The sequence below is a fragment of the Jatrophihabitans sp. genome, assembly GCF_035474675.1.
In the GTDB taxonomy this organism is placed as follows: Bacteria; Actinomycetota; Actinomycetes; order Mycobacteriales; family Jatrophihabitantaceae; genus Jatrophihabitans_A.
Genome location: NZ_DATINC010000182.1, coordinates 1 through 26,959, shown reverse-complemented (window position 1 = coordinate 26,959; position 26,959 = coordinate 1). Strand labels below are relative to the sequence as shown.

Annotated in this window: 25 protein-coding genes, 1 tRNA gene and 1 pseudogene; 15 read left to right on the top strand and 12 right to left on the bottom strand. The window is 66.9% G+C overall.

Translation table 11 applies throughout. From position 1 onward, the window contains the following. Positions 1–12 precede the first annotated feature (12 nt). Together VLJ82_RS20755 and VLJ82_RS20750 are read left to right on the top strand one after the other, a co-directional pair. Positions 13–1,056 (top strand): hypothetical protein, encoded by a 1,044-nt coding sequence (locus VLJ82_RS20755; RefSeq protein ID WP_408665274.1) that lies wholly within the window; start codon positions 13–15, stop codon positions 1,054–1,056. 60 nt (positions 1,057–1,116) lie between these two features. Then, positions 1,117–3,015: an adenylyl cyclase gene (locus VLJ82_RS20750; protein WP_408665297.1), complete on the top strand. Its 1,899-nt coding sequence runs from the start codon at positions 1,117–1,119 to the stop codon at positions 3,013–3,015. Between the two features lie 10 nt (positions 3,016–3,025). On the opposite strand, the gene VLJ82_RS20745 is transcribed toward VLJ82_RS20750, so the two are convergent. Then, positions 3,026–3,463, bottom strand: coding sequence for a nitroreductase family deazaflavin-dependent oxidoreductase (locus VLJ82_RS20745; RefSeq protein WP_408665273.1), 438 nt, complete (start codon positions 3,461–3,463; stop codon positions 3,026–3,028). Between the two features lie 62 nt (positions 3,464–3,525). Between VLJ82_RS20745 and VLJ82_RS20740 the strand changes: the two genes are divergently transcribed. Next, entirely contained in the window at positions 3,526–3,660 is a 135-nt protein-coding gene (locus VLJ82_RS20740) for a hypothetical protein (protein WP_408665272.1), read from the top strand. A gap of 27 nt (positions 3,661–3,687) precedes the next feature. Here VLJ82_RS20740 and VLJ82_RS20735 read toward each other — a convergent pair whose 3' ends face one another. From VLJ82_RS20735 to VLJ82_RS20720, 4 genes are all read right to left on the bottom strand, one after another. Continuing rightward, positions 3,688–4,233 (bottom strand): dihydrofolate reductase family protein, encoded by a 546-nt coding sequence (locus VLJ82_RS20735; protein ID WP_408665271.1) that lies wholly within the window; start codon positions 4,231–4,233, stop codon positions 3,688–3,690. Between the two features lie 22 nt (positions 4,234–4,255). Continuing rightward, entirely contained in the window at positions 4,256–4,831 is a 576-nt protein-coding gene (locus tag VLJ82_RS20730; protein ID WP_408665270.1) for a Uma2 family endonuclease, read from the bottom strand. A 16-nt stretch (positions 4,832–4,847) separates the two neighbouring features. Further along, positions 4,848–5,312: a phage tail protein gene (locus tag VLJ82_RS20725; RefSeq protein WP_408665269.1), complete on the bottom strand. Its 465-nt coding sequence runs from the start codon at positions 5,310–5,312 to the stop codon at positions 4,848–4,850. Between the two features lie 287 nt (positions 5,313–5,599). Beyond that, on the bottom strand, positions 5,600–7,768 hold the full coding sequence (locus VLJ82_RS20720; protein WP_408665268.1) for an NACHT domain-containing protein: 2,169 nt from the start codon (positions 7,766–7,768) through the stop codon (positions 5,600–5,602). A 195-nt stretch (positions 7,769–7,963) separates the two neighbouring features. Here VLJ82_RS20720 and VLJ82_RS20715 point away from each other — a divergent pair, with 195 nt between their 5' ends. The 4 genes from VLJ82_RS20715 to VLJ82_RS20700 all read left to right on the top strand — a co-directional run bounded on the left by VLJ82_RS20715 (position 7,964) and on the right by VLJ82_RS20700 (position 12,043). Next, positions 7,964–8,134 (top strand): hypothetical protein, encoded by a 171-nt coding sequence (locus tag VLJ82_RS20715; protein ID WP_408665267.1) that lies wholly within the window; start codon positions 7,964–7,966, stop codon positions 8,132–8,134. 221 nt (positions 8,135–8,355) lie between these two features. Then, positions 8,356–9,354: an ABC transporter permease gene (locus VLJ82_RS20710; protein ID WP_408665266.1), complete on the top strand. Its 999-nt coding sequence runs from the start codon at positions 8,356–8,358 to the stop codon at positions 9,352–9,354. Further along, a complete protein-coding gene (locus tag VLJ82_RS20705; protein WP_408665265.1) occupies positions 9,351–10,337 on the top strand; it encodes an ABC transporter permease in 987 nt (328 codons plus the stop codon). The genes VLJ82_RS20710 and VLJ82_RS20705 overlap by 4 nt, the downstream gene beginning before the upstream one ends. Before the next feature lie 38 nt (positions 10,338–10,375). Further along, positions 10,376–12,043: an ABC transporter substrate-binding protein gene (locus tag VLJ82_RS20700; RefSeq protein WP_408665264.1), complete on the top strand. Its 1,668-nt coding sequence runs from the start codon at positions 10,376–10,378 to the stop codon at positions 12,041–12,043. A 10-nt stretch (positions 12,044–12,053) separates the two neighbouring features. Here the strand turns inward: VLJ82_RS20700 and VLJ82_RS20695 are convergent, their stop codons facing one another. Beyond that, entirely contained in the window at positions 12,054–12,560 is a 507-nt protein-coding gene (locus VLJ82_RS20695; RefSeq protein WP_408665263.1) for a VOC family protein, read from the bottom strand. Positions 12,561–12,633: 73 nt separating this feature from the next. Between VLJ82_RS20695 and VLJ82_RS20690 the strand changes: the two genes are divergently transcribed. After that, on the top strand, positions 12,634–13,281 hold the full coding sequence (locus VLJ82_RS20690; protein WP_408665262.1) for a TetR/AcrR family transcriptional regulator: 648 nt from the start codon (positions 12,634–12,636) through the stop codon (positions 13,279–13,281). A 1,639-nt stretch (positions 13,282–14,920) separates the two neighbouring features. Beyond that, a complete protein-coding gene (locus VLJ82_RS20685; RefSeq protein WP_408665261.1) occupies positions 14,921–16,474 on the top strand; it encodes a metallophosphoesterase family protein in 1,554 nt (517 codons plus the stop codon). A gap of 102 nt (positions 16,475–16,576) precedes the next feature. On the opposite strand, the gene VLJ82_RS20680 is transcribed toward VLJ82_RS20685, so the two are convergent. Then, positions 16,577–16,661 (bottom strand) — tRNA-Ser (locus VLJ82_RS20680). A 126-nt stretch (positions 16,662–16,787) separates the two neighbouring features. Between VLJ82_RS20680 and VLJ82_RS20675 the strand changes: the two genes are divergently transcribed. Beyond that, on the top strand, positions 16,788–18,380 hold the full coding sequence (locus VLJ82_RS20675; protein WP_408665260.1) for a S53 family peptidase: 1,593 nt from the start codon (positions 16,788–16,790) through the stop codon (positions 18,378–18,380). A 145-nt stretch (positions 18,381–18,525) separates the two neighbouring features. Here VLJ82_RS20675 and VLJ82_RS20670 read toward each other — a convergent pair whose 3' ends face one another. Further along, a complete protein-coding gene (locus VLJ82_RS20670) occupies positions 18,526–19,557 on the bottom strand; it encodes an aldo/keto reductase (RefSeq protein ID WP_408665259.1) in 1,032 nt (343 codons plus the stop codon). A 175-nt stretch (positions 19,558–19,732) separates the two neighbouring features. Between VLJ82_RS20670 and VLJ82_RS20665 the strand changes: the two genes are divergently transcribed. Together VLJ82_RS20665 and VLJ82_RS20660 are read left to right on the top strand one after the other, a co-directional pair. Continuing rightward, a complete protein-coding gene (locus tag VLJ82_RS20665; protein WP_408665258.1) occupies positions 19,733–20,098 on the top strand; it encodes an isoamylase early set domain-containing protein in 366 nt (121 codons plus the stop codon). A 48-nt stretch (positions 20,099–20,146) separates the two neighbouring features. Further along, positions 20,147–20,926 carry an HAD-IIA family hydrolase gene (locus tag VLJ82_RS20660; RefSeq protein ID WP_408665257.1) on the top strand — a complete coding sequence of 260 codons (780 nt, stop codon included), beginning with the start codon at positions 20,147–20,149 and terminating at the stop codon, positions 20,924–20,926. Between the two features lie 23 nt (positions 20,927–20,949). Here the strand turns inward: VLJ82_RS20660 and VLJ82_RS20655 are convergent, their stop codons facing one another. The 4 genes from VLJ82_RS20655 to VLJ82_RS20640 form a co-directional block, all read right to left on the bottom strand. Continuing rightward, positions 20,950–21,984: an MBL fold metallo-hydrolase gene (locus VLJ82_RS20655; protein ID WP_408665256.1), complete on the bottom strand. Its 1,035-nt coding sequence runs from the start codon at positions 21,982–21,984 to the stop codon at positions 20,950–20,952. Positions 21,985–22,055: 71 nt separating this feature from the next. After that, positions 22,056–23,153, bottom strand: coding sequence for a DNA topoisomerase IB (locus VLJ82_RS20650; protein WP_408665255.1), 1,098 nt, complete (start codon positions 23,151–23,153; stop codon positions 22,056–22,058). Between the two features lie 63 nt (positions 23,154–23,216). Then, positions 23,217–23,603, bottom strand: coding sequence for an SRPBCC family protein (locus VLJ82_RS20645; RefSeq protein WP_408665254.1), 387 nt, complete (start codon positions 23,601–23,603; stop codon positions 23,217–23,219). A 110-nt stretch (positions 23,604–23,713) separates the two neighbouring features. Beyond that, complete coding sequence (locus VLJ82_RS20640) at positions 23,714–24,760, bottom strand: prenyltransferase (protein ID WP_408665253.1); 1,047 nt, start codon at positions 24,758–24,760, stop codon at positions 23,714–23,716. A gap of 204 nt (positions 24,761–24,964) precedes the next feature. On the opposite strand from VLJ82_RS20640, the gene VLJ82_RS20635 reads away from it, so the two are divergent. From VLJ82_RS20635 to VLJ82_RS20625, 3 genes and pseudogenes are all read left to right on the top strand, one after another. Beyond that, complete coding sequence (locus VLJ82_RS20635; protein ID WP_408665252.1) at positions 24,965–25,492, top strand: septum formation family protein; 528 nt, start codon at positions 24,965–24,967, stop codon at positions 25,490–25,492. A gap of 12 nt (positions 25,493–25,504) precedes the next feature. Continuing rightward, complete coding sequence (locus VLJ82_RS20630; RefSeq protein WP_408665251.1) at positions 25,505–25,897, top strand: DUF4280 domain-containing protein; 393 nt, start codon at positions 25,505–25,507, stop codon at positions 25,895–25,897. Positions 25,898–26,070: 173 nt separating this feature from the next. Beyond that, positions 26,071–26,959, top strand: a pseudogene (locus VLJ82_RS20625) (phage tail sheath family protein); the annotation flags it as partial.

The window sequence follows — 26,959 nt, the reverse complement described above, 5'->3', positions numbered from 1 at the left end:
CCCAGAATCGGTATGCGGCCGCTGGCCGTCGGGCTGTCGCTGGCCGCGCTGGCGGCTCCGCTGGTCAGCACGGCCGGCCCGGCCGGAGCGGCGGTGCCGGACCGGTTCGCCTTCGTGCTCTACAGCGGCGGTGCCGTCGTCGGTTCGGGCACCACACCGGCCGGCACCACGGTTGCCGTGGTCGGCACCGGCCAGTACAAGATCACTTTCGCCGGCGCGGAGGCGCTGGGCGGCGTGGTGCACGTGACGGCGATCAACTCGGCGCCGCACTGGTGCCAGGTGAACGGCTTCGCGGCATCCGGCACCAACCAGGTGGCCTCGATCAGCTGCTACCGGCCCGGCGGCGCGCCGGACTTCACCGACTTCAGCGCGATCTACAGCAGCAGCTCCGGGCCGGCCTCGCCGGGTGGCGCGTTCGGGTACGTGAACTCCACGGCCGGCGGGGCGCTGGTCAGCCAGTACAACTCGGCCGGCTTGGGCAACGCGGTGTCGCACACCGGGCTCGGGCAGTGGACCGTCAAGTTCCCCGGCCTGGGCACGCCCGGCCCGATGGACGGCAGCCTGCAGGCCACCGCGGTCAGCCCGGCGACGGTGCCGGCCCGCTGCAAGGTGCTGGGCTGGTCCTCGGGCACCAGCGGCCAGCTCGCCCAGGTGACCTGCTACAACGCCGGCGGCGCGCCGGCCGACACCCAGTTCACGCTGACCTACCAGTACCAGCGCTCGCTGTACGGCGGGGCGATACCGCCCAAGTACTTCGGCTACCTGTGGAACAAGCCGGTCGGCGGCCCGGTCGCCACCAACTACAACAGCGTCCTCGGCGCCGGCGCGAACACCCTCAGCGCGGGCACCCTGTCGCTGGTGACGTTCCCGAAGCTGGCGGTGCTGCCCGACGACATCCAGGTGACCGGGTCCGGGCCGGGCTCGGACTTCTGCGGCCTGAACTTCGCCTGGACGCACGTCGGGGCCGACACGGTGGTGCGGGACGTCAACTGCTTCACCAACGCCGGGGCGCCGAGCGCGGCGGGCTTCCTGGTCAGCGACAACTCGGCGCTGTAGCCCGGGGAGGCGGTGGCCGGAAACGTGCCCTAATCTGCGATAGAGGGGGCTTCCGCCATGATGCATCTACCAACCCGGCCGTTTGCCAGCCGCGTCCGCGCCGCTCGGGCCGCCGTCGTCCTGGCACTGATCACCGCCTGTTCGGTCCTGGTGGCACCTGCCGAGGCGGGTGCCGCCAGCCCGGCCGGGTCCGCCCCTCCGGGAGCGGCGGCCGGCCAGCCGGACCTCGGCCCGAACGCGTACGTGTTCGACCCGTCGATGCCGTTGGCCGAGATCCAGCAGGCGGTCGACGCGGTCGCGGCGGAGCAGATCGCCAACCAGTTCGGCAGCCAGCGCTATGCCCTGCTGTTCAAGCCGGGCAGCTACGGAACGGCCGACCATCCGCTGAACTTCGCGGTGGGCTACTACACCGAGGTCGCCGGCCTCGGGGCCTCCCCGGACGACGTGGTGATCAACGGCTCGGTCTACGTCCGCAACCAGTGCGGCGACAGCGGGTGCATCGCCCTGAACAACTTCTGGCGGTCGCTGTCCAACCTCACCATCAACGTCACCAATCCGGATTTCGGTTGCTACACCGGTGAGTTCTGGGCGGTCTCGCAGGCCGCGCCGATGCGCCGGGTGCACGTCAACGGGCTCACCACGCTGATGGACTACTGCACCGGGCCGTCCTTCGCCAGCGGTGGCTTCATCGCCGACTCGCGGTTGGACGGCACCGTGGTCAACGGCTCGCAACAGCAGTTCTACGTCCGCAACAGCTCGGTGGGCAGCTGGACCAACGGGGTGTGGAACCAGGTCTTCTCCGGGGTGGCGGGCGCCCCGGCCCAGTGCTTCCCGGCGCAGCCGAGCTGCGGCGGCCCGTACACCACGCTGGCCACCACCCCGGTCAGCCGCGAGAAGCCGTACCTGTACGTCGACGGCAGCGGGCAGTACCAGGTGTTCGTCCCGGCGGCCCGGCGCGACTCGGCCGGCACCAGCTGGTCGGGCGGTACCCCGGCGGGACGGTCGATCCCACTGTCGGACTTCTTCGTGGCCCGGCCCTCGGACTCGGTGCAGGAGATCAACAGCCAGCTGGCGCGCGGGAAGAACCTGCTGCTGACGCCCGGCGGGTACGACATCGACCGGACGATCACGGTGAAGCGGGCCGGCACTGTCGTGCTGGGCCTGGGCTTTGCCACCCTGACCGCGACCGGCGGCGCGGTGGCGATGAGCGTGGCCGACGTGCCCGGCGTCGACATCGCGGGCCTGCTCATCGACGCGGGCCCGGTGAACTCACCGGCGCTGCTGCGGATCGGCACCCGGCACGCGGCGGGCGGTGCCGCCAGGGAGCACAACGGGTGGAGCGACCCGGCGAACCCGACCGGCCTGCAGGACGTGTTCTTCCGGATCGGCGGCCCACACCCCGGCAAGGCGAGCGTCAGCCTCGAGGTGAACAGCGACCACGTCGTGCTCGACGACATCTGGGCCTGGCGGGCCGACCACGGCAGCGGTGTCGGCTGGACCCAGAACACCGCCGACACCGGGGTGATCGTCAACGGCGACCACGTGACGGCGACCGGGCTGTTCGTCGAGCACTACCAGAAGTTCCAGGTGATCTGGAACGGCGCGTACGGCACGGACGTCTTCTTCCAGAGCGAGCTGCCCTACGACGTGCCGAGCCAGGCCGCGTGGATGTCGTCACCCTCGACGCTGGGTTACGCAGCCTTCAAGGTGACGGACTCGGCCGAGCACTTCACCGGGTACGGCATGGGCACCTACAGCTTCTTCAACCAGGGCGTGGACATCTTCGCCTCGCACGCCTACGAGGTGCCCACCTCGGGCGTCGAGCTGCACGACCTGCTGACGATCTTCCTGGACCCGGCCAACGGCAAGGGCGGCATCCTCAACGTCGTCAACGACACCGGCGGCCCGTCGACCATCGCCAACCCGGACGTCCCGGTCACGGTGGTCGCCTACCCGTGACTGGCCGCGGTCAGGCCGGGGCGGGCGGTTCCAGCAGCACCAGCGGGATCTCCCGGGTGGTGCGCTTCTGGTAGCCGGCGTAGTTGCGGTACCTGGTGGTGATCAGCGGCCACATCCTGGCGCGCTCCTCGGCGGTGGCCACCCGGGCGTGCATCGCCCGCTCGGGCTGGCCGACGATCCGCACCCGCACCGCCGGATCCGCCAGCAGGTTCAGATACCAGGCGGGATGGGTGTCGTCGCCGCCGCGGGAGGCGACGATCACGTAGGCTTCGCCCTCCTGCAGCGGCGAGGTGAGCATGACCGTACGCGGCGTGCCGCTCTTGCGCCCGATGGTGGTCAGCTCCAGCGACGGCATCCCGCCGAAGCTGGCGCCCACCCGGTTGCCGGTCAACTTCAACAGCACGCGGTGGGCGGCGTTCATCGTCTTGAACACGAGGTCACTGGGCATGGCACGAGGTTAGCCGCGGTGGGCGGCCGCCGTGGCATGGTCGCCGCGGATCTGCGAGTCCGATGAAGCCGGCTCCGGGCAAGGAGGTGCCCTGGGGCGAGATGCACGTCGGCAAGCTCAGCACTTCCCTTGCCGCCGGATTCCGGGTCGTGCACGAGCCGTCGCTGCGGCGCGCGGTGGTTCGCTACGACTTCTGAAGGCGTTCTCCAGCTGGCGGCCTGCGGTCACACCGGGCGGTACTCGATGAGTACCACGCCGCAGTCGAAGACGCGGCTGCCGACGAGCTCGAGCCGCTGCGACCTGCCGTCGGGCAGCAGCCGGCGCCCGTAACCCTGGACTGCCGGGAACACCCAGGCCCGGACCAGGTCGATCAGGCCGGTGGGCCACAGGGAGTGGACCAACGAGACGCTGCCGGTGATGTCGATATCGCCGCCGGGCGCGTCCTTCAGCGCGGCGAGCTCGTCGGCCGCCGGGCCGCGCAGGATCGTGGTGTTCTGCCAGTCGGTGCCTTCCAGCGAGGTCGACACGACGTACTTCTGCACCGCGTTCAGGTAGTCGGTGAAGCCGGTCGGGTCGTCGGTCTGATGTGGCCAGAAGCCGGCGAACTCCTTGAAGGTGGTGCGGCCGAGGACCACGGCGTCGACGGTGCGGCACTGCTCGTTGATGGCCGCGACCACCTCGGCGTCCTGGGCGGCCGGGTCGAACCAGCCGTCCATGGGTGCCACGACCCCGTCGAAGGACATGTTCTCGGTGACTATCAGACGCCGCACGCGCCCAGTATGCCCACCAGGGTCAGCAGAGTGCGTCCAGGTCGATGCGGACTCCGAAGGGCTCGGCCGACTCGAAGACGCCGGTGATTTCGCCGGAGTCCTGGTAACCGAAGGTGCCGGCAAAGTGGCACGCGACCAGCGAGACTGGGGCCTCGGCGTCGATGATCCAGTAGTACGGGATGCCGGCGTCGGCGTACTCGCCTCGCTTGACCAGGTTGTCGGTCCGGCGCGAGCCTGGCGAGAGGATCTCCGTCACGAGCAGGGCGGCGGACGCCCGGAGCAGGCCTCCTTCGTTCTCGACCCGGTGGAACTCAGCCTCGCTGACGACGATGAGATCCGGACGGCGAGAGGTCCCCGGCTGGTCGGGCGGCGCGAGTTGGAGATCGAGGTCCACATTCGGCACTGCCCGTAGACCCACAGGCAGTTGACCCTCGATGACGCCGTACAGCTGGGCGACGGCGACCATGTGGCGGGGCGGTTGGCCCGGCGACATGAGCAGGCTGCCCTCTTGGAACTCCCATCGACGCCGGTCATCTTCGGGTAGGGCTGCGTAGTCGGCGATGGTCAGAAGTTTCCCTGGCCGCAGCAGTGTGGTCATAGCGGGCCGGGCGCTGTCAGTACTCGCCCTTGATCACGAAGAAGGAGCCCCGGATCGTGCCGGCCAGCTTCGACTTCTGCCGCGCGAACTTGAAGCGGGACGCGAGCTCCTCGGGAACCTCCATGCCCTCCGACAGCTTGAACCCGACCGCACGCTTGGTGCCCTCCGCCAGGCCGTACATCACGTTGATCGACAGGCCGGACTCGTAGAACACGTAGGCCATCCGCGTCCCGTCGACTTCGAAGGACGTCGCCTCGATCGGGCGGCCCGAGATCACGATGTCGCGCTCGTCCGCGAGGATGCGGTTCACCCAGTCGATCGTGTCCGTCGCCTCGCTCGCCGGGACGACCGCGAAGTCATGGCCGTACTTGTTCTTGTAGTAGCGCGCCTCGTTGGCCCTCAGCCCGGCGAGCGCCTCAGGGAACGGGGACGACTCCAGCCCCGCGGTGGACACCGTCTCGAAGTCGACGACCTGCGGCATCCGCCCTCCCGACGATGGTGTGTTTCCGAACGGTAGCGCCTCCAGCGACGGTTGGGATGGGTCGCGCCGGTCCCGCGAGCCTCGGCTTTAGTCCCCGGTCAGGCCTGCGCTTCCTTGAAGCTCCTCCTGCTAAGGGTTGTAGCGCAACCAGCCAACCGCGGTTCTGGCCGTGGCGTTGAGAAGCCACGCCCCTCTGTCGTCATGACCACAGCCGCGTACGGCCAGTAGGGTATTAAGGGTCTTGCCCTACCATTCCGCCAAGATAATATGTCAGCACGAGCAACCACTCAATTGCCAGCCAAGTAGTCTTGTAGGTCTGCATGCCGGAACTGGTACGTGGTACCAACCTGCCGAAGTATCTGTGCATCTCGACATTTATCAAGGTACGGGACCAGCGACCTCGGACAGCGTTTTCGTGGATCCAAGAACGCACTAGCCGAGAGTGATACGGACTGACATACTATAAGCATTGCTGCTGTGGCAACAAGAATTCCTGCGGATGCCCCAGTTTCGACGCCCGCCACAAATCCTCTAGTCAGTACAATTGGAACTGCCACCGCTAGAGCAATAGAGGTTCCGCCGATAGTTGCAAACAGCACGCCGCCCATTCTGTCACTACGAAACGACTCTATCGGGGTAGGACGATCACGGGGCATGTCGTCGGGGCGCGTGATCCTTGCAATTAGAGCCAATCCCACTGTTCCGATGGCAAGAACTGCGATCGCAGATTCAATAGCACGACGCGATCCGACTGCAGCAGTGCCTAGCAGTGCGGTTATTACTGCGCCAACTCCGCCTGCCACCAGTCCTAAACAGAAGTCAGTCAAGCGGGGAAATCCCGCAGAGACCCGCAGCGGGCGATCCCTATACCACATCATCCTAATGCCAAGCCCCCCAATAATGCCAAAAATTACAGCGACCGGTGCTGCTGCCGCCCCTCTGAATTCTCCCTCAGCAACATGTAGCAGAATGCCTATCCCGAATGCCGACAATCCAAGAGAGAAGGCGAACAGACTACGTCGTGCCAGGTTGCGCGCATACGTTCGCGAAATCGGAATCGGCCTGATCAATACAAGCGTCACAGGAAGAGATGTCATAAGCACGCCCACATACCAGATCATCCCTGTATAGGGATCAGCCAGAACCCAATTGGTTATACCGCCAGCAGAGGCAAACAGCAGGCATGCGAGTACGACCGGTACAGGTGGCAGCCATTGCCGAACACGCCACCACGGCAGGTTTCGCGTCTCACGTATATTCATCTCCTTGGCAAGCCAAGCCATATAACTGCGCACGTTCGTCAGGTCCGGCTTAGACTCCGCACGTTCCACAATTCCCCCGAGGAGATGACCTCTGATAGCGGCCGATGTAGGGAACCGCGACTTATCAAAGATTTCATTGGGGTTACCATGTGTACGATTACGGTACTGCTCCCGCATTAAGCTCAGGTAGAGCGGCGTACACAACACTTTATTGATATCTGGCCGATAGCCCGACATTAACTTTGAGGAGACCTCTCTCCATTGATCTCTGTTAACCGTCTGACCGCGTAAGAGGTACTCTGCAGCTGTGGGGGCGTCGACAGGGCTCAGCCTAATGACTGCTGCATGAACGAAAGCTTGCTCCTCAACAGCTTGGTCATACTCTTCTGGACGCGATGTCAAAACTACCCGAAGCGTCGTTTGTTGCGCAATCTGCGCAATGGCTTCCGCTGTATATTCAGCAGGCATCTCATCGAGACCATCGAGAAATAAGGCAACTCGTCGAGTCTTTATGAGCGCCGTTGGGGCGTCTCGCCCAAACGTTTCGGATCGGAGGTAGTTATGGTCTCTGGAAAGAACATATGCAGCCCATTCATCGAGCGAAAGCCTGAAGGGATTCCAGTCAGAGACCGAGATTAAGAATGGAATAGGGCGCAAAGCTTTGTCGCCCTCAACGATAGGTTGTGTCAACTCTTTAAGAAGCAATAAGATAAGTGCGGCAGTCTTTCCGGTACCCCCTGGTCCCACGATCACCAACTTACCAGTTTTGATGTTCTCGTATAGGTCGTGTAGTTGAAGGATTGTGCCAGAGGTAAGCAGCGGCGATGTGTTGGGAGCAATTGATCGAGGGCCAGCACCATGTGGTAAATCATGCAACGCCTTTGGCGGTACAGCATGGTCTCTGTCTCTATTCCACTGCCATGAGACCTTGACAGTGGCCGGGGTGGTAATCTTTCGGATGGCTGCTTCTTTCGTCCACTCATCAATAAGTTGGACAGTTAACTGTTTCATTGCCAGTACAAGCTGTCTTTCATCCGGCTGTTTGTGCTGATCTCTAATTAATCGGACGACCAGCGGCGCACCTGTAGCGATACCGAGGAGGACTGCCGCTAGTCCGCCCTCGACGGTTGCAGCTGCGGCTTTGTCCTTGCTATTGACGACATAATAGATGGCGAAGAGTCCAAGAACCAGCAAGGATCCGCCATAGATAAGGGCGACGGTTCTTCGTGGACTCAAGAGCTGATCCCATCGGTGAGACATTTCGACTCTGCGCCCGACACGACTGTAGGGTGTTGAATAATACCTGTTCGGATACGAGTACTGGTCAACCGAACCAGCATCTGCATGGATAGGTAACTTTAGTCAGATTCAGCAGGCGACAGGCTCCTAATGGGCTGGCTGGTCACTGCCGGCGGCCAGATACCCCTCGACTGCAACCTCGACAAGACCGCCCCGAACCAGGAGTCGATGACCTGCACGAACCGGCCGGCCGGGCAGACCTGGTACCTCGACGTCGAATGCCACTACCCGCTCGGCGACCCCGAGCTGATCGGCAACTAGATCACTGGCAACGGCACCTCCGCCGGCACCTGCAGATTCGGCAACCGGGCGCGTGCGCGGCCCACCAGGAACGTGCCCTGCTTGTGACCGGCGTATCACAGCCATTGCACATCAGGCTCGCTAATCTAGCGAATGCCCTAAAAGTCTTAAAGCGCAACTTCCGAAGTGCCGACCTGCATCGCCCGTCTCGACGCGGTCGACCCGGCGAAAGGCTGGTGCCGATGGTCGAGCTGGGCACGGCACGCGCCGCTGAGACCGAGCGGGACAGCCGGCCGCTGCCCGCCGGCGCGTCCGGTGGTCAGTGGTCCCGCGGCTGGGCCCGGCTGCGCGCGCAGCGGTGGGGCCTCGTCGGCGGGCTGGCCGTGCTCGGGCTCATCGGAGCCGGCAGCTGCGCACCGCTGCTGGTACGGCTCGAAGGCCAGGATCCCTACACCTACCACCTGGACCTGCTCGACGACGCCCGCGGCAACGCCCCACGCGGCCGGTTCGGCGGGGTCAGCGCGGCGCACTGGTTCGGGGTGGAGCCGCTGACCGGCCGCGACCTGTTCGCCATCGCGCTGTACGGGCTGCGCACCTCGCTGCTGGTCGGCGTCGTGGCCACTGCCGCGGCGGTGCTGATCGGCCTGCTGGTCGGGCTGCTGGCCGGCTATGCCGGCGGGTTCACCGATTCGGTGCTGAGCCGGTTCATGGACGTGATGTTCGCCTTTCCCAGCCTGGTGTTCATGATCGCGCTGACCGCGCTGGTGCCGGACTCGCTGCCCCGGGTGCTGGTGGTGGTGGCGGTGATCGCGGTGTTCGGCTGGACCGCGATCGCCCGGGTGGTGCGCAGCCAGACGCTGTCGCTGATGAACCGGGAGTTCGTGCTGGCCGCCCGCTCGCTCGGCGCCGGCTGGCGGTGGATCCTGGTTCGCGAGCTGCTGCCGAACCTGGCCTCGACCGTGATCGTGTTCGCCAGCCTCTCGGTACCGGCCGCGGTCGGCACCGAGGCGGCACTGTCCTTCCTCGGGGTCGGCATCCCGCCACCGGAGCCCGATCTCGGCCGCTCGATAAGCGACTCCATCGCCTGGGTGCAGGGCGATCCGATGTTCCTGCTGTTCCCGGCCGGCCTGCTGTTCGCCGCGGTGCTGGGGTTCAACCTGCTCGGCGACGGCCTGCGCGACGCGCTGGACCCGCGTACCCACCGGACGGCCTGGACCGGACGGCAGGGCAGGCCCCGATGACCCGGTACCTGCTGCGCCGGATCGGCGGCGTCCTGGTGGTGATGCTGCTGGTGACCGCCATCGCCTACCTGGTGTTCTTCCTGCTGCCGTCCGACCCGGCGAGGCTGTCCTGCGGCAAGCCGTGCACCCCGGACCGGCTGGCCCAGGTGCGCGCGCTGCTCGGGTACGACCACTCGGTGCCGGTGCAGTACCTGCAGTACCTGCACGGGATCGTGCTGGGCCGCAGCTACGGCAGCGGAGCCGCCAGCCTGCACTGCCCAGCGCCCTGCTTCGGCTACTCCTTCCCGCAGGGCCGCCCGGTCACCGCGCTGATCGCGGACCGGTTCCCGGTGACCCTGTCGATCGCGGTGGGTGCCGCGCTGCTGTGGCTGGTCGCCGGTGTGCTGGCCGGCCTGGTCTGCGCGCTCTACCACGACAGCTGGCTGGACCGGCTGGTGACCGTCGGCGCGCTGGGCGGCGTGTCGGCACCGACCTTCCTGGTCGGCTTGGTCGGCATCCTGGTCTTCGGGTTCCGGTTCAACGTGCTGCCGGTCAACGGCTACGTCGCGCTCACCGACGACCCGGTGCAGTGGGCGTTCCACCTGGTCCTGCCGTGGTGCACGCTGGCGTTCGTCTTCGCCGCGATCTATGCCCGGCTGACCCGTACCCAGGTGCTGGAAGTGCTCGGCGAGGACTACATCGCGATGGCCCGGGCCAAGGGGCTCAGCCGGCGCCGGGTGTTCGTCCACCACGCCCTGCGGCCGGGGCTCACCCCGGTGCTGACGCTGTTCGCGCTGGACCTGGGCGGCCTGCTCGGCGGCGCGGTGATCACCGAGAAGGTGTTCGGCATGCAGGGCCTCGGCGCGCTGCTGATCGACGCCGTGGCCAGCTCCGACCTGCCGGTGGTGGTGGGTTGCACGGTGTTCGCCGGGCTGCTGATCGTGCTGGCCAACCTGGTCGTCGACCTGCTCTACGGCTACCTCGACCCGAGAGTCACCAGCTGAGGCCGGTGGCACCACTTGTGAGAAGGGATCTGACACTCATGCGACGTACGGTGCTCGTCGGCGCGGTGGCCGCGCTGCTCGCGGTCGGCGCGTCCGGCTGCCATGCCAACAACAAGTCCGCCGGGCCGGTCCCGACCAAGGCCAAGGCCGGTGGTGAGCTGGATGTGCTCAGCCCGGCTCCGACGATCAACCTGGATCCGGCCAAGAGCCAGAACCTGGCCACCAGCACGATCCACCTGGTGCTGCGCAGCCTGACCACCTGGCAGGAGTCGGCCACCGAGGCGCCGACGGTGGTGCCGGACCTGGCCACCGACACCGGCCGGGTCTCCGACGGCGGCAAGCGCTGGACCTACACCCTCAAGCCCGGCCTGAAGTATGCCGACGGCTCGCCGATCGTGGCCGCCGACATCAAGTACGGGGTGGAGCGTTCCTTCGCGGCCCAGCTGTCCGGTGGGCTGGCCTACCACAAGACACTGCTGGTGGGCGGGGACTCCTACCAGGGCCCGTTCGACGGCAAGGAGCTCGACTCCATCTCCACGCCCGACGACCGCACCATCGTCTTCCAGCTCACCACGTCCTCCGGGGACTGGCCTTGGATCGCCAGCATGCCGGCGTTCGCGCCGGTGCCGAAGCGGGCCGAGAACATCCAGCACTACGGGGACAACCCGATGGCCAGCGGTCCGTACCAGGTCTCGGAGCTCAAGCAGGGCTCGACGCTGGTGCTCAAGCGCAACCCGAACTGGGACCGGGCCACCGACCCGGTCCGGACCGCCCAGCCGGACACCATCGTCTACACCATGGGCCTGGACCCGACGGTGATCAACCAGCGGCTGATCGCCGACCAGGGCAAGGACCGCAACGCGGTGTCCTCGGCGAACGTGCCGGCGGCGTTGTTGCCGAAGGTGCTGGGCAATCCGGGCGTGTCCCAGCGGCTGGCCACCTCGCCCAGCGGCGCGCTCAGCTACCTGGCGATCAACGTCACCCGTCCGCCGCTGAACGACCTGCAGGTGCGCCAGGCGCTGGAGTACGCGGTGAACAAGAAGGCGGTCCAGGTGGCCGCCGGTGGCGCCGAGATCGGCGGCGAGCTGGCCAGCACCCTGATCACTCCCGGCATCCCCGGCTACCAGTCCTACGACAAGTACCCAGCTGCCCCGACCGGTGACATCGCCAAGGCAAAGGCGTTGCTGAGCCAGGCCGGCCACGCCAGCGGCATCTCGCTGACCCTGCTGACCCAGAACGACAGCATCCACCTGGCCGAGGCGCAGGCGGTGCAGTCCGGGCTGACCGCGGCCGGCATCAACGTCCGGCTCAAGCCCGAGGACAGCGACTCCTTCTACGCCGACGCCGGCGACAAGAAGGGCGACTACGACCTGGTGATGCTCGGCTGGCTACCGGACTACCCCAGCGCGACCGGCAACATCCAGCCGCTGTTCGACTCCAGCCAGATCGGCAACGGCAACTACAACTCCAGCCACTACAGCAACCCGGCGGTGGACCGGCTGATCGCGCAGGCCAGCGCCGAGACCGACCAGGCCGCCGCCCAGGAGCTGTGGGGGCAGGCCGACCGGATGATCATGGCCGACGCACCGGTGGTGCCGCTGCTGTATGCCCGCAACGCGTTCCTGCGCGGTTCGAACGTGGCGAACTTCTACGCCCCGCCGTACCCGCCGTACGCCAACATGCTGGTGGTCGGGCTGGCCGGCTGATCGCGGTTGTTCAGGTGGGCGTGCCGGTAGCGGCCGGCTGGTAGGCCTGCTCGCGGCGCGCCGCGGTTGCCACCGGATCGGCGACCTGCGCGATCTCCGGATCGGTCGTGTCGGTGTGGTGCTCGGTGGTGTAGAAGCGGACCTCGTGCCCGTCCGGGTCGTGCGTCGCCGGCAGGATCCAGCCGATGGTCGCGAAGTGCACTCCGGCATGGGTCTCGCCGAAGGAGGTGAGCCGGGCGGCGAGGGTTTCGAGTGCTTCTTTGGTGGGAACGCCGATGGAGAAGTAGTCGAACCCGGCCGCCGCGGCGGCGCGCTCGGGGTCCCGGCGGAGGGCGAACATCGGGCCGCCGTTCGGATGGGTCATGACCAGGCCGGTTAGCGTGCCGTGCTCGACGAACTCGGTCGTCACCTGGTAGCCGAGCCGCGACTCGTACCAGGCCCGGGAACGGGCGAGGTCACGGACCGGCAGCTTGAGGTGGTGCACACCGTCGAGCAGCGGGGCGTCGGTCGTGGTCATGGGGTCCTCCTCATGCGCACGTTTTCGAATGTTGATGCAGTGGTACTGCATTGATGCAGTTAGACTGCATCTCATGTCCGACACTGTCAAGCCCTCTTCCGCCGGCTTGCGTGCAGCCCGGGTCGCCGAGACCGAGGAGCGCATCCTTGCTGCGGCGCGGGAGCTGTTCATCCGCGACGGCTACGCGGCCACCACGCTGGTCGCCGTCGCCGACGCCGCCCGGGTCGGGCACCGCACCCTGTACGTGCGGTTCGGCACCAAGGCCGAGTTGCTCAAGCGGGTCGTGGACGTAGCGATCGCCGGGGATACCGAAGACATCGACGTGCCGCACCGGGACTGGTTCCAGGCTGCTTTGACCGCCCCTACTGTGGGCGAACGGATCGTGTTGATGGCGGCCGGCAACGCGGCCCTACTCTCTCGCGCCGGCGACATCCTGGCGGTCGCGTTCCAGGCCGAGCACGTCGAACCTTTGCTTGCCGAGGCGGCCCGGGCCGGGCGGGCGGCCACCCGTGACCTGCTGCGCCAGTTCTTCACCGCGCTCCACGACGACGGGCTGCTGCCCGAGACCGTGGACCTGGACTGGCTCTGCGACACCGCCGGCGTGCTGGCCCACGCGCAGACGTACCTGCTGGCCCGCGAGACGTTGGGCTGGACCGGGGAGCAATACCGGGAGTGGCTGCAGGTGAGTTGGCGTCGCCTCATCGCCGGCGCTAGCGGATGAGTTCGCGCAGTTATGGAATGGCTTCATATGCAAGATCGCACGGACCTGGGGGACTCCTCTTCGATAAGATCTTCGATAAGATACGTTTGAGCAGCACTGTGTCTACGTAGAAGTTGGTCCGCGATCCTCGCGATCAAGTAAGTCCGCTGTATGCGTGCCGCGGGGCAAGGTCAGGGTCGGCTCGACGTCACGGAAGGGTTCCGGCGCCTCGACGGTGCCGTCTCTGACGGCACGCTCCATGGGAGTCGACTCAGCTGCCATCCGACCTCCTTGACGGTCGCTTCGCGAATGATGTCCTGCTGAGATTTTGGTTGTCGGTGGACTTACCAGCGCAAGGCGTTGCCAGTTCTTCGCTGAGGCACGGGTTAGTGCTCATGCTACGGGCGGCACATCACCGATGCTGAGTCGTTCTGGTGAAAGATCAACGGGATTTGTCCTTTCGGACGCTAAGTAATCTGCGTGAAGGCCCCGGTGAGGAGTGTCATCCTGCGACGTGCAACCGAGTCAACATGCGAGGTGATATGACAGGTTGGTGAAGCTCACTTTGACCTACCAAGGATCACTACCTGCCACCCAACGTGGCGTTAGCCCAGCCAAAGCTGAGCTACGCCGGACCTTTCATCCCCAGATCAGAGCACAGATCGGCCACATGCTTGAAGGTGCCAGCGCTCCGCACGTCACGACACATCTCTCAGGTCTAGCCTTCATTTCTCCAGCACATGAACGGTTCCGAACGGCTGTCGAACTCGACGTTTTGTTGCTTTCAGCCGCAGGTTCCCGTCGAGTTGGCGACACTGACAACCGGCTGAAGACCCTCTTGGACGGCCTAACTCGTCCAGCTAACCAGCAACAACTGCAAGGGTTTCAGGGGCCACCGAGCGGGGGACCAACATACTGCCTTATGGATGATGACAATTTGGTTAGTCGACTCACGATCGATAGTCGTCAGTGGTACACCGAGTCGACTAGCCCTGACGATGCACTAGTTGTGATCACGGCTCAGATCGTTCTTGGAAAGAACGTGGACATGAGTGCACCTACCGGATCGATGTTCATCGTGCTCTAAGCTACCCGTGACTGTGCCTAAGCCTCCTCGTTCCCGCCGATGCTGTCCTCGTTCGTTCCGTCGCATGGAACCTGCCATTGTCGTATGACCACTTCGGACATGCACGATGTAGTAGCAGTGGAGTCGGAAACGATTCCGTGCGGCGAGCTCCCATAAATCTCTACCGGGCGGCCTATCAGCAGGCGCGGATGAATGGCTTTGGAATCGATCCCCAGGTGGGTCGACTCCCGAGGACGCCGCACACCATCACGCTCAAGCTTGTGCAAGCCGAGTATTCGAACTTCACTCTCTGCATTAGAAGCTAGCGCTCGGCAAGTCGCTGCATCCTGCGCGAGCCTACCTCTACCTGATGCCCGAACTTGGCGATACCCGGGACACGTCTCGATCTTCCGCTGAACGGGCTGCAACCGAAGGCCGTCTACGAGCAAGCTAAGCACGGTATGACGGGTTCCTGGTGGTGTAACTCGTGTCTTCAACCGAGGGTGCTTGATAGTAGCTGCCGGGCTTGGCGTTAAAGGTACAGGGATTTATGCTACCGGTGAGTCGAAAAGCATACTGAGCAAGGAGGCGTTCATGGGCGTCAGATTCGACTTGGGTACTACTAACGTCGTTGCTTACTTGACATCGCATTCAGCGCACAGTGCAGCGCGATTGACGCGGTCGACGGTCCAAGCCTTCTTGGAAAGAATCGCCTATGATAACGACCCGATGCGGCCGCGATTCATCTCGACTAGCTATCAGTGGGCTGCTGACATTCAACGAATCGCGCGATCGTCGTTAAAAAGGCTCAATGCTGTCGCCTGGGAATCCTCTGATGATGAAGTTTTGGAAGACGAGGTTTTACGTGACGTTCTCGCTCCGCTCCGCGATGTGCTGGGCAATTACGATCTATACATTATGCCGATTGGTACATGGGAGCACGAAGGAACGCTCGACCGCTTCGCAAATGAAGCAGCCCGAATGCCGGGCTATGGCATCCTAGTACTCATACCAGACTATTACGAACCGTCAGCGAACACCAAAGTATTAGATCCTAACCAAGCAACGATCGATGCGCTAAAGCAGCGTGACACATGGCCGGGCGCAATCTACTTGCTGCGCACTGGTGAATCTCGATTTCTTCCGCTTGACGAGGCGTACGAACGTCTCAGCATTCTCGCGTCTGCAATTGAAAACCGAGATTTTGAGCGAGCGGCCGATGTGCTTGCGCTGCCTTCCAGGTCTGCGCACGACTTGCCCTTGAGCAGGATACTGCATCTAAGTGATCTGCACTTTGGGACAGGCCGCGCTGCTGAGACGCAGATGCTCTTAGAACTTGCCATCCGGCGGCGAAGGGAGAATATTGACGGTATCGTTATAACTGGCGATCTTTTCGATCAACCGCAAGAGCGTCATGCACAACAGTTTAGGAATTTTCAGCAGCAATTAACGCTTATTTCCAACGGCCAGCGCCCCATAATTGTTCCTGGAAATCATGATCAGCGCATCTTTGGCAATGCGGTGCAAGGGGTGGGCGTTTCCCTACGACAAGTTGCAGATCTTCGATGGGAAGAGGTTGTAGTAGACGAGCGGGCGAGAATCGCCTACTTCTGCTTTGATTCGTCCCGCACAGGAGATCTTGCAAGAGGAGAGGTAGGAGCGGACCAACTACTTCGAGTCGGCACAGCCTGGGAAGTGCGTAATGATCGAGGACAATTTGACGATTATACACGAGTTGCACTTATTCACCATCATCCTTATCCCTTCAAGAAATATCGCGAGACGTCGATCTTTGACGTGCGCAGCTGGGTTGGCCGAGAAAAATTTATTGCATTACGCGATGCTGATCGCTTCTTATCATGGTGCGCTGGCCGTAATATTGGACTGATTCTGCACGGGCACAAACATATTCCGAGACTCGTGCATGCTTCTGTCTCCGATGGGAATGTGCCTGCACGATACCGCGATATCACAACCGTTGGTTGTGGCAGCAGCCTCGGCGCTGGTGGGAGCCCACTATCCTTCAATGTCTTAGAACTCCGTCCTGGGATGAGTTCATGGTCCGTTGACTTTCAAGTCGACCGCGGCGATGGTCAAGGTTTCAGAAGTGCGGTCGTTGAATCGAACGTCTCGTCTGCACACGCATAATCAGTTATGGCTTTGTGCTGAAAGCAGGTGATCGGGGGCTTCGCTCGCCAGCATAGAACCTCAGCAATCGGAATATCGAGCCGATACACAGGTCGAACTCTGCGGAGGGTGTGGGATTTGAACCCACGGACAGTTTCCTGTCGAGCGCTTTCAAGGCGCTTGCACTCGGCCGCTATGCGAACCCTCCCGAGCGCGCAGGCCGGGTAGGGCCGGCGCTCGCCGCCCATTCTGGCAGAGCTGAGCAGTGGCCGGCTCCGGCGGTCCGGCACTCCTGACCAGGCGAACTGTCAGCCCGTTGGGGTAGACCTGAAGCATGACCGATTCCACCCCGGACCCGCACAATCTGGACCTGCGCCCACTGCCCGGCAGCGAGCGGCCACCGGCACCCGACGTGGCACCTGTCGCGGCGCTCGACCCGAACAGCCCGCTCACCGTCACCCTGGTGGTACGGCGCCGGGCCGAGGTCCCGGACGAGGTGCTCAGCTCCCCGCTGCCACCGGCGGAGTTCGCGGCCCGTTATGGCGCCGATCCGGCCGACCTGGACCTGGTCACCGCCACCCTGACCGCCCTCGGCGCCCAAGTGGTCGACACCGACCCGGCCAGCCGGCGCATTCGGGTCGCCGGTACCGCGAGACTGCTCGGGCAGATCTTCGGCACCTCCCTGGAGCAGGCGTCCAGCACCGCCCCGGTCGGCGGCCGGATCGAGCACCGGCACCGCAGCGGCGGCTTGAGCGTGCCCGCCGCCCTGTCCGGCGTGGTCACCGCCGTGCTCGGCCTGGACGACCGCCCACAGGCCCGCGTGCAATACCGCTGGGCAGTCCCGAACGCCGTGTCGGTCGCCTACACCCCTATCGAGCTGGGCAGGATCTACAACTTCCCGGAAGGGACCGACGGGGGCGGCCAGGCCATCGCCATCCTGGAGCTCGGCGGTGGCTTCGACCAGGCCGAACTCGACACCTACTTCACCGGCCTGGGCATCACCGGACCGAAGGTCACCGCCGTCGGGGTGGACGGCGCCGTCAACGCCCCCGGCCAGGATCCCAACGGCGCCGACGGCGAGGTGCTGCTCGACATCGAGGTGGCCGGAGCGCTGGCACCGGGGGCGGACATCGTCGTCTACTTCGCGCCCAACACCGACGCCGGCTTCGTGGACGCGCTCAGCCAGGCCGCGCACGCAGACCCGACACCGGCCGCGATCAGCATTAGCTGGGGCCTGAACGAGGACGAGTGGACCGAGCAGGCCAAGGCCGCCTTCGACGAGGCGCTGGTCGACGCCGCCGCGCTGGGCGTCACGGTCACCGTGGCCGCCGGCGACGACGGCAGCACCGACCGGGGCTCCGACGGCCGGGCACACGTCGACTTCCCGGCCGCCAGCCCGCACGCCCTGGCCTGCGGCGGCACTCGGCTGCAGGCCGACCCGCGCACTGGCTCGGTGAGCTCCGAGACGGTCTGGAACAACGGGACGGGCGCCGGCGCCACCGGCGGCGGCGTCAGCAGGACCTTCGGCCTGCCCAGCTGGCAGGCCGACGCGGGCGTGCCCCAGCCAGCCGGTCGACCCGGGCGTGGCGTACCGGACGTCGCCGGCGTGGCCGACCCACAGACCGGCTACCGGGTGCTGGTGGACGGCCGCAGCATGGTCATCGGCGGCACCAGCGCGGTGTCACCACTGTGGGCGGCGCTGGTCGCCCGGATCGTGCAGGCCACCGGCCGCAAGCTCGGCTTGATCCAGCCAGCGTTGTACGGAGCGATTCCAGCCGGCCAGGTACCGCCCGGCTTCCGGGACGTCACAGACGGCAGCAACGGCGCCTACTCCGCTGGACCCGGCTGGGATCCGTGCACCGGCCTGGGCGTACCAGACGGCGCCGCACTGCTCGCCGCGCTGCAAGGCGACAGGAGCAGCGGCTGACTGTGCCGCAATGGACCCGGCGGCAACGGCCAACCGCGCAGCGAAGGGCGCGCCCGGCCGCAGCCGAGGCTGACCACTGCGGCAGCGGCTGGCCGCAGCCGAGGCTGACCGCTGCGGCAGTGGCCGGCCGCAGAAAGACCCAGGCTCAGCGGCCGCCGCTGATCTTGCGGGCCCGCTGGTCCACGCCCGGCTCCCCGTACGGGTAGTCGGCCGGCTCCGGGTCACTGGCCACGTCCAGCCGCTTGACGTCCTCGGCGCTCAGGTGCAGGTCCGCCGCCTGCAGGTTGTCCTCGAGCTGGGCGATGGTCCGGGCGCCCAGAATCACCGAGGTCACCGCCGGCCGGTCCGCCAGCCAGGCCAGCGCCACCTGCGCCATCGACACCCCGAGCTCGTCGGCCACCGACCGCACCGCGTCCACCACGTCCCAGGTGCGCTGCTGGCCGGAGCGGCGGTCGTAGGCCTCCACCCCGCGGTCGGGATTCTCGCCGAGCCGGGTCGCGCCGGTCGGCCGGTCCTCTCGCGTGTACTTGCCGGTCAGCCACCCGCCACCCAGCGGCGACCAGGGCAGCATGCCCAGGCCATTGGCCAGGCAGGCCGGCACGATCTCCCACTCGATCTCGCGCACCAGCAGGTTGTACTGCGGCTGCAAGGTGACCGGGACGCTCAAGCCCAGCCGCTCGGCAACACCCACCGCCTGCTGCAACTGCCAGCCGGTGAAGTTCGACAGCCCGACGTAGTTGATCTTGCCGGCCCGGACCGCCTCGTCCAGGAAGCGCAGCGTCTCCTCGATCGGCGTCAGCGGGTCATGGGCGTGCACCTGGTACAGGTCGATCCAGTCGGTCTGCAGCCGCCGCAGCGACGCCTCCAGCGCCAGCCGAAGGTGCCGGCGGGACAGGCCCAGGTCGTTGACCCCGTCCGCCATCGGGAACCGGCCCTTGGTGGCCAGCACCACCCGGCTGCGATAGCCCGGATTGGCCGCCAGCCACCGCCCGATGATCTCCTCACTCGTCCCGCCGCTGTAGACGTTGGCGGTGTCGACCAGGTTGCCGCCGGCATCGAGGAACCGGCCCAGCTGCGCGTGCGCGCCGTCGGCGTCGGTCTCGGTCCCGAAGGTCATGGTGCCCAACGCCAGGTTGGACACCACCGTTCCGCTCCGGCCGAGCAATCGGTACTGCATCGTCGAACCTCCCGCACGCTAGCCGTCCTTCCTTACTACACCTCTGCTGCGCACCCAACTGTCCCGGCACCGGCCGGAGACGAGATGTGACGTTGGGCCCACCCGCTCCGGCCCAGCGCGTCGCGGGCGGCGCACGGCCGGACCTCGCATACGGTCCAGGAGCACCGGGAAGCCGGTGCACCAGCCCGACCGAACCATCAAGCCCAACCCGACCCACCAGCACAACAGCGTTCAGGAGCACCTCGAAGTGGCAATCTCCATCCTCACCGACCCCAAGACCCGCCAGCCCAAGCTCCGCCTGGTGCTGCCCGACGACGTCCACGACGGGCCGGTGTCGGTGGTGGGCAGCTTCAACGACTGGACCCCGGGCCGGCACAAGCTGGTGCGTCGCGCCAACGGCACCCGCAGCGTCACCGTGCCGGTGGCGGCCGGCCAGCGGCTGCAGTTCCGCTACCTCGGTTCCGGCGGCCGGTGGTTCGACGACCCGGACGCCGAGCGGGTGCACACCGCCGGCGGCGTGGTGGGCGTCGTCGACGTCTAGCCCGGTCAGGCCGCCGGCCCGCACCACCTCCCCGTAGGCTGATCGGGCATGAGCACCCGGCACCCCGTGGAATGCTGGCTGACCGACATGGACGGCGTCCTCGTCCACGAGAACGAGGCGCTGCCCGGTGCGGCGGAGTTCCTGCAGCGCCTGATCGAGCGGCAGCGCCGGTTCCTGGTGCTGACCAACAACTCGATCTACACCCCGCGCGACCTGGCCGCCCGGCTGGTCCGCGCCGGCCTCAAGGTTCCGGAAGAGTCGATCTGGACCTCGGCGCTGGCCACCGCGGCGTTCCTGGGCGACCAGTTGCCGCACGGCTCGGCCTACGTCATCGGCGAGGCCGGGCTGACCACCGCGCTGTACGAGGTCGGCTACACCCTGACCGATACCGACCCGGACTTCGTGGTGCTCGGCGAGACCCGCACCTACTCCTTCGAGGCGATCACCCGGGCGATCCGGCTGATCGACGGCGGCGCCCGGTTCATCGCCACCAACCCCGACGTCACCGGCCCGTCCGCCGAGGGACCGCTGCCGGCCACCGGCTCGGTGGCGGCGCTGATCAGCCGGGCCACCGGCAAGCAGCCGTACTACGTCGGCAAGCCCAACCCGATGATGTTCCGCAGCGCGCTGAACCGGATCGAGGCGCACTCGGAGAACACCGCCATGGTCGGCGACCGGATGGACACCGACGTGGTCGCCGGCATCGAGGCCGGGCTGGAGACCATCCTGGTGCTCACCGGCTCCACCCGTCCGGAGCACATCGACCGCTACCCGTACCGGCCCAGCCGGGTGCTCGACTCGATCCAGGACGTCATCGAACTGGTCTGAGCACGAGGCTCCGGAGACCGAGCTCAGACCGGCCGGTAGTACTCGATCCCGTCCTCCTCGACGCCGCCGGCCAGCCTGCCCTGCAACACCAAGACGTCCAGGTGGGCCGCGGTCTCGGTCACCGCCAGCAGCTGGTTCGGCGGGTCGAGCTCGCCGAACGCCTTGTTGCGCCGGGTCCACGGCAGCGCCAGCGCGACCTGGTACGCGGTGGCGGCCCCGGCGGCCACCGCCCCGGCCGAGGCAGCCAACCGGTGGTCGTGGTGGGCCAGCAGCTCGGTCACCCGCTGGTGCACGCTGCCCGCCACCGGCCCGTGCGCGGGCAGCAGCATCGCGTCGGGCAGCGCGAACATCAGCCGCAGCGAGTCCAGGTAGTCGCGCAGCGGGAACGGCGCGGGCGCGGCTTCCAGCCCGACCGACGGGGTGATCTGCGGCAGCACGTGGTCGCCGGCGAACAGCAGCCCCGCGTCCGGGTCGGAGAACACCACATGGCCCTGGGTGTGCCCCGGGGTGGCGATCACCCGCAGGCTCCGGTCACCCGCCGGCACCTCGGTGCCGTCGTGCAGCCAGCTGTCGGGCAGCTCCCAGTCCTCGGGCGGCCCGGTCCGCACCACCCCACCGGCCGCCGCCAGCGTCGCCAGCAGCTCGGTGGCCCCGGTGCGCTGCAGGTGCGGCAACCGGTGCGCCCGACCGCCCCGCTGCGCCAGCTGCCTGGTGACCTGCAGGCTGGCCTGCTCGCCGATGCCCAGGCTGACCCGGGAGCCGACCTTGCGGCGCACCGCCACCGCCTGGGTGTAGTGGTCGCGGTGCAGGTGGGTGACCAGGAAGGCGGTGATGTCGCCCAGCCCGTACCCGATCTCGTCCAACGAGCCGACCAGCCGCTGCTCGCTCTCGGCCAGCGCCCAACCGCCGTCGATGAGCACCAGGCCGGCACCGGTTTCCAGCGCGTAGACGTTCACCGCGCGCAGCCCGTCGTTCGGCAGCGGCAGCGCGATGCGGTGCACGCCACCGCCCAGGTCCTGCGGGCCGGCCTCGGCCCACCCGGACCCGGAGTTCGTCACCGGCGAGTTCTACCACGCGGCTCCGACCGGGTCCTGTCGGCAGCGGGCCCAGTCCAGGGCTGCCCGGCCGGTCAGCTACCGGTCGACAGCAGCGAGAACTCCGCGTCGAACAGCTCGGCCAGGAACGCGGCCAGCAACCGCTCGTCCGGATGCAGGCCGGGTATCGCGCGGGGCTTGGCCTGCTCGAGGTAGCTGCCGAAGGTGTTCTCGGTGTAGGTCTCCAGCACGTGCGGGTGCACGTAGTGGGCCCGCGCCACGGTGCGGGTGTTGCCCAGCGCCTCGGCGGCCTCGTCCACCGCCTCGATCACCACCTTCTCGGCGGCCCGCTCGCTGTCCAGCCGGTTCTTCAGGTAGGTGAACGCCGCCAGCGTGCCGCCCCAGGTGCGGAAGTTCTTCGCGGTGATGTGCTCGCCGGTCAGGGAGAACAGCAGCTGGTTCAGCTCGTCGGAGCTCACCGCCTTGCCGTCCAGGCTGAACAGCCGTCGGCTGCGCTGGGCCAGCAGCTTGTCCACCACCCGGGCCACCCCGGAGTCGGTGACGGTGACGTCCCACGGCTTGCCGGACTTGGCCGGGAAGGCGAAGCTGACCTGGTCGCTGTGCACCCGGACGTGCTTGCGGGTGAGCGTGGTCAGCCCGTAGCTGTCGTTCTCCTCGGCGTAGACCTCGTTGCCGATCCGGATGTTGGTCAGGTCGATGATGCGGATCATCGCCGCCAGCATCCGGTCCCGGTCGAAGGTGCGCCGGCGCAGCTGGCGGGCGGTGTGCTCGCGGATCTCGGCCAGGTGCGCGGAGAACAGGATCAGCCGGTAGAAGTTGAGCATGTCCCGGATCGCGCGCCAGCGCGGGTGGTAGATGTACTGCTTGCGGCCCTTGTCGTCCTGCCCGGTGGCCAGGATGTGGCCGTCGCCGTTGGGGCAGATCCACACCTTGGTCCAGGCCGGCGGAATGGCCAGCTGGGTGATCCGGGCCTTCACCTCGGCGTCGGTCAGCGGCTGCTGCCGGGAGTCGAGGTAGCTGAACCCCTTGCCGCGCCGGATCCGGCGCATGCCCGGCTGGTCCGCCGCCACGTACACCAGCCCGGCCACCTCGGCGCACTTCTCGGCGTCGGCGTGCAACTCGTTGATCTCGGCGACCGTGAGCTGCTTGGCGGCGGTGGCGCTAGCGGGCATCGGCGGATGTCTCCTCGGACGGGTCGGAAGCCGACGAGGCAGTGCCGGTAGGCCGAACCGGCATCAGCGGCCTTCCACGATCGCCTTGATAGTGGACACCGTCCGTTCCAAGCCCTGCTGGATCTCCTCGCCGGCAGCGCGCTCGGTGCGCAGGGTGATCTCGACTCGCGAACGGTCCCCGTCGCCGCTGACCTGCAGCTGACCGGAGTAGTTGTTCGGCCCTTCCGAGCCCCAGGTCAGGGTCTTTGAGTCCCGGTCGATCTTCAGCCAGGCCTCACCTTCGACCACCTGGTCGCCGAGGTCGGCCGCGACCGCGATGGTGCCGTCGCCGTTGTCGGTCGCCGAGGTCATCCGGTCGAAGTAGTCCGGCAGGTTGCCCACCTCGGACAGGTAGTCGAAGAGTTCGTCAGCGGGTGCCGCGATATCGGCGTCGGCGAGGTAGTCAGCCATCCGAGGAATCCTTCTGTCGTATGGCTGCTGCTCAACCTGTCGTCCACGCTACGGCAGGGTCGCCAGGGCCACCAACGCTGCACAACCTCAGCGCCCGTCGCACCGGTGGCTCAGCCCAGTCGCCAGTCCGGAACGGCGGCCCCGACGGCCAGGCCGGCGATGAACAGCCAGCCGAACAGCCGGTTGTGCACCAGGCAGACCCGGTGGTACCACAGCGGCCAGCCGACATAGCCGGCCGGCGGCGCGGCGGGCGCCGGCCGCGCCATCACCCGCACCGCGCGCAGCGCCCGAGGCAGCGCGAGCACCACGACCAGCGCGAACGGGCTCACGGCACCGGCCAGGACGGCTGCCGCGGTGACGAGGTACATCGCGCCGAGCACCGCCCGGTTGAGGGCACGGGCGGCTCGCTCGCCCAGCAGCACCGGCAGGGTCCGCTGCTGCTGGGAGGTGTCGAACATCCGCTGGTCGATGTGCTTGCCGACCAGGATGGAGGCCACCCCGAGCCCGACCGGGACGGAGGCGAGGACGGCGTCGGCGGAGGCCCGCCCGGTGATCACGTAGTAACCGCCGCCGATCATCAACGGTCCCCAGACCGCGAAGGCGGCCACCTCGCCGAGGCCCAACTCCTTCAGCGCCCGCGGTGCCGCGTCGTAGGCGTAGAGCAGGACTGCGCCGGCCACCGTCAGCAGCAGCGCCGGCCAGCCGCGCAGGGCGATGAAGTAGCCGGCGATCGCCAGCGCCAGCACGCCGAGCACCGCCAGCCCTCCGGCCAGCAGCCGGGGTGTGACCGCACCGCTGGCGATCGGGTGCAGGGTGTAGCGCCGCCGCGGCGAGTCGGCGGTGTCGTGGCCACGCCGGTAGCCGAAGTAGTCGTTGGACAGGTTGCTGACCGCGTGCAGCACCACGTAGCCCAGCAGCACCAGGATGAACGGCATGGCGTGCAGCCTGCGGTCGGTCAGCGCCAGCAGCCCGGCGATCACCGCCGACTGCGCCGAGATCACCAGGATCACGCTGCGGGAGGCGTAGAGGAAGCGGGTCACCGGGTCCAGGTCGCTGAACTCCGACGCCTCGGCGGGGTAGAAGCCGGTGAACGCCCCGACCCACGCGAACGGTCCGCGCTGCGGGCGGCTGCCCAGCGCCGGCGTGGTCTGCACCATGGTGTCGCTCCTGACCTGGAATGGAAGATCTTCGACCGGCTCCGGCGCCTTCCCGACGCGACACCGGGGTCCTTTCACAGTACGACCGGGTCCGGGACGGATCGCCGGTGAGCGGTGTGTGATGAGCCACCCGGGAGGCGCCCGCGTGTAACCTCCCGCTGCGACCGGATGGTCAGGACGAAAAGTTTGGGCGGTGACACCGCAGTGCCCGTAACCCCAGCGCCACCGCCGGCCGGCCCGGTGCCGTCCGGTCGCGCCCGACAGGTTTCCCGCGCGGCGGCGCTGGCCGGGGTCGCGCTACTGCTCGCGGGATGCGGGATGTTCGGCGGTTCGAAGTCCGGTGCCACCTCGGTGTCGGTCTTCGACGTCAAGCCCGGCCAGTGCTTCGACCCGCCGGGCACGGTGAAGTCCGAGCTGAGCAAGCTGAAGTCGGTGCCCTGCGACCAGCCGCACACCCAGGAGTCCTACGCCAGCGTCCGGTACACCAGCAAGGACGGCAGCGAGGTCTCGGCCTATCCCGGCGACGCCGCGCTGAAGGTGTTCGCCGACGGGGCCTGCGCGCAGCAGTACACCGGCTACGTCGGCAGGGACTACCTGGACTCGTCCTACTTCTTCACCTACCTGCTGCCCTCGGCGCGCGGTTGGGAGCAGCAGAAGGACCGCAACGTGCTGTGCTTCGTGACCACCACCGGGCAGCAGCTCACCGCGTCGGTCAAGAACTCCAAGCGCTAGGAGGGCCGGCGGATGGGCAGCCTCTCGGTGACCACGGGCGCCATGTTGCAGTGCTCGTTCGGCATGGCGCCGACCACCCTCAACATCCTGCCGATGAGCCGGGTGACCATCGAGGGCCGGCCGGCCGCGGCGATCGCCGACATGGTGCCGATGGTCAACATCCCGCCGTTCGGGATGTGCTCCTCCATCGCCAACCCGACAGTCGCGGCGGCCACCGCGGCCGCGCTCGGCGTGCTCACCCCGATGCCGTGCGTACCGGCCATCGCCGGCACCTGGATTCCGACCGCCCCGCGCACCACGATCGGCGGCAAGCCCGCGCTGGTGTCCGGTTCCACCTGCGTCTGCTCGTTCGGCGGGGTCGTCACGATCAGCCTGCCGGGAGCGCTGCGCACCACCGCCGGCTGACCCGGCTCGGGCGACACGCCCGGACCGACAGTGCTTAACCATTCCGTAACTACACCAATGGCGTTTCTTCCGCGCTAATACTCACAGAGGCTGTACACCGTGACCTAACCTGCCGTGGATTCGCCTGGTCACGGGGGCCGACACCCGCATCACTTCTCTTGGAGCTGCCTCCCGTGCCTACGTACACCGCCCCCGGCGTCTACGTCGAAGAAGTCCCCTCGTCCCAGAAGGTGTTGTCCGCCGCGCCGACCGCCATCGCGGCCTTCGTCGGCTTCACCCAGCGTGCTCCCGACGACGACCCCAACGACCCGACCGGCGCCGCGCCCCGGCTGGTGACCAGCTGGTCGCAGTTCGAGAAGCTCTACGGCAGCTTCAGCGAGGGCTGCATGCTGCCGCTGTCGGTCTACGGGTACTTCGCCAACGGCGGCAGCATCGCCTACATCTGCCGGGTGCCGAACGCCGCGCCGGCCGGCCAGCCGTCCAAGCTGGCGCTGGACGCCGCCGACCGCACCCTCGGCCAGCCGCTCAGCATCGAGAGCGTCACCCCGGACGCGCTGCTCAGCGTCCAGATCGACAGCGAGGAGCCGGCCGATGGCGCGAAGCCGGACGACCCGTCGCCGTTCACGCTGTCCGTGCTGGAGGGCGGCAAGGTGGTGGAGAGCTTCCCGAACCTGACCTTCGGCGCCGGCGACAGCAACGTCGCCACCGTGGTGAACAAGACCTCGACCAAGATCAAGGTCACCGTCAACCTGGACGCCAAGGCGGACCTGACCGGCCAGCTCGACATCCTCAAGCCTGGCCACTACCCGCTCAAGCAGGACGCCCCGAAGCCGGTGCCGGTGACCGGCCGGCAGTTCGCCGGCTCCGAGTCCGCCCGCAACGGCATCAACGGACTGGCCGTCGCCGACGACGTGACCATGGTGATCGTGCCCGACCTGATCACCGCCGCCACCAAGCCCGACGGCAGCACCGACATGAACCTGTGGCGCTCGGTGCAGACCGCGCTCATCTCGCACTGCGAGCAGCACGGCAACCGGATGGCGATCCTGGACGCGCCGCCGA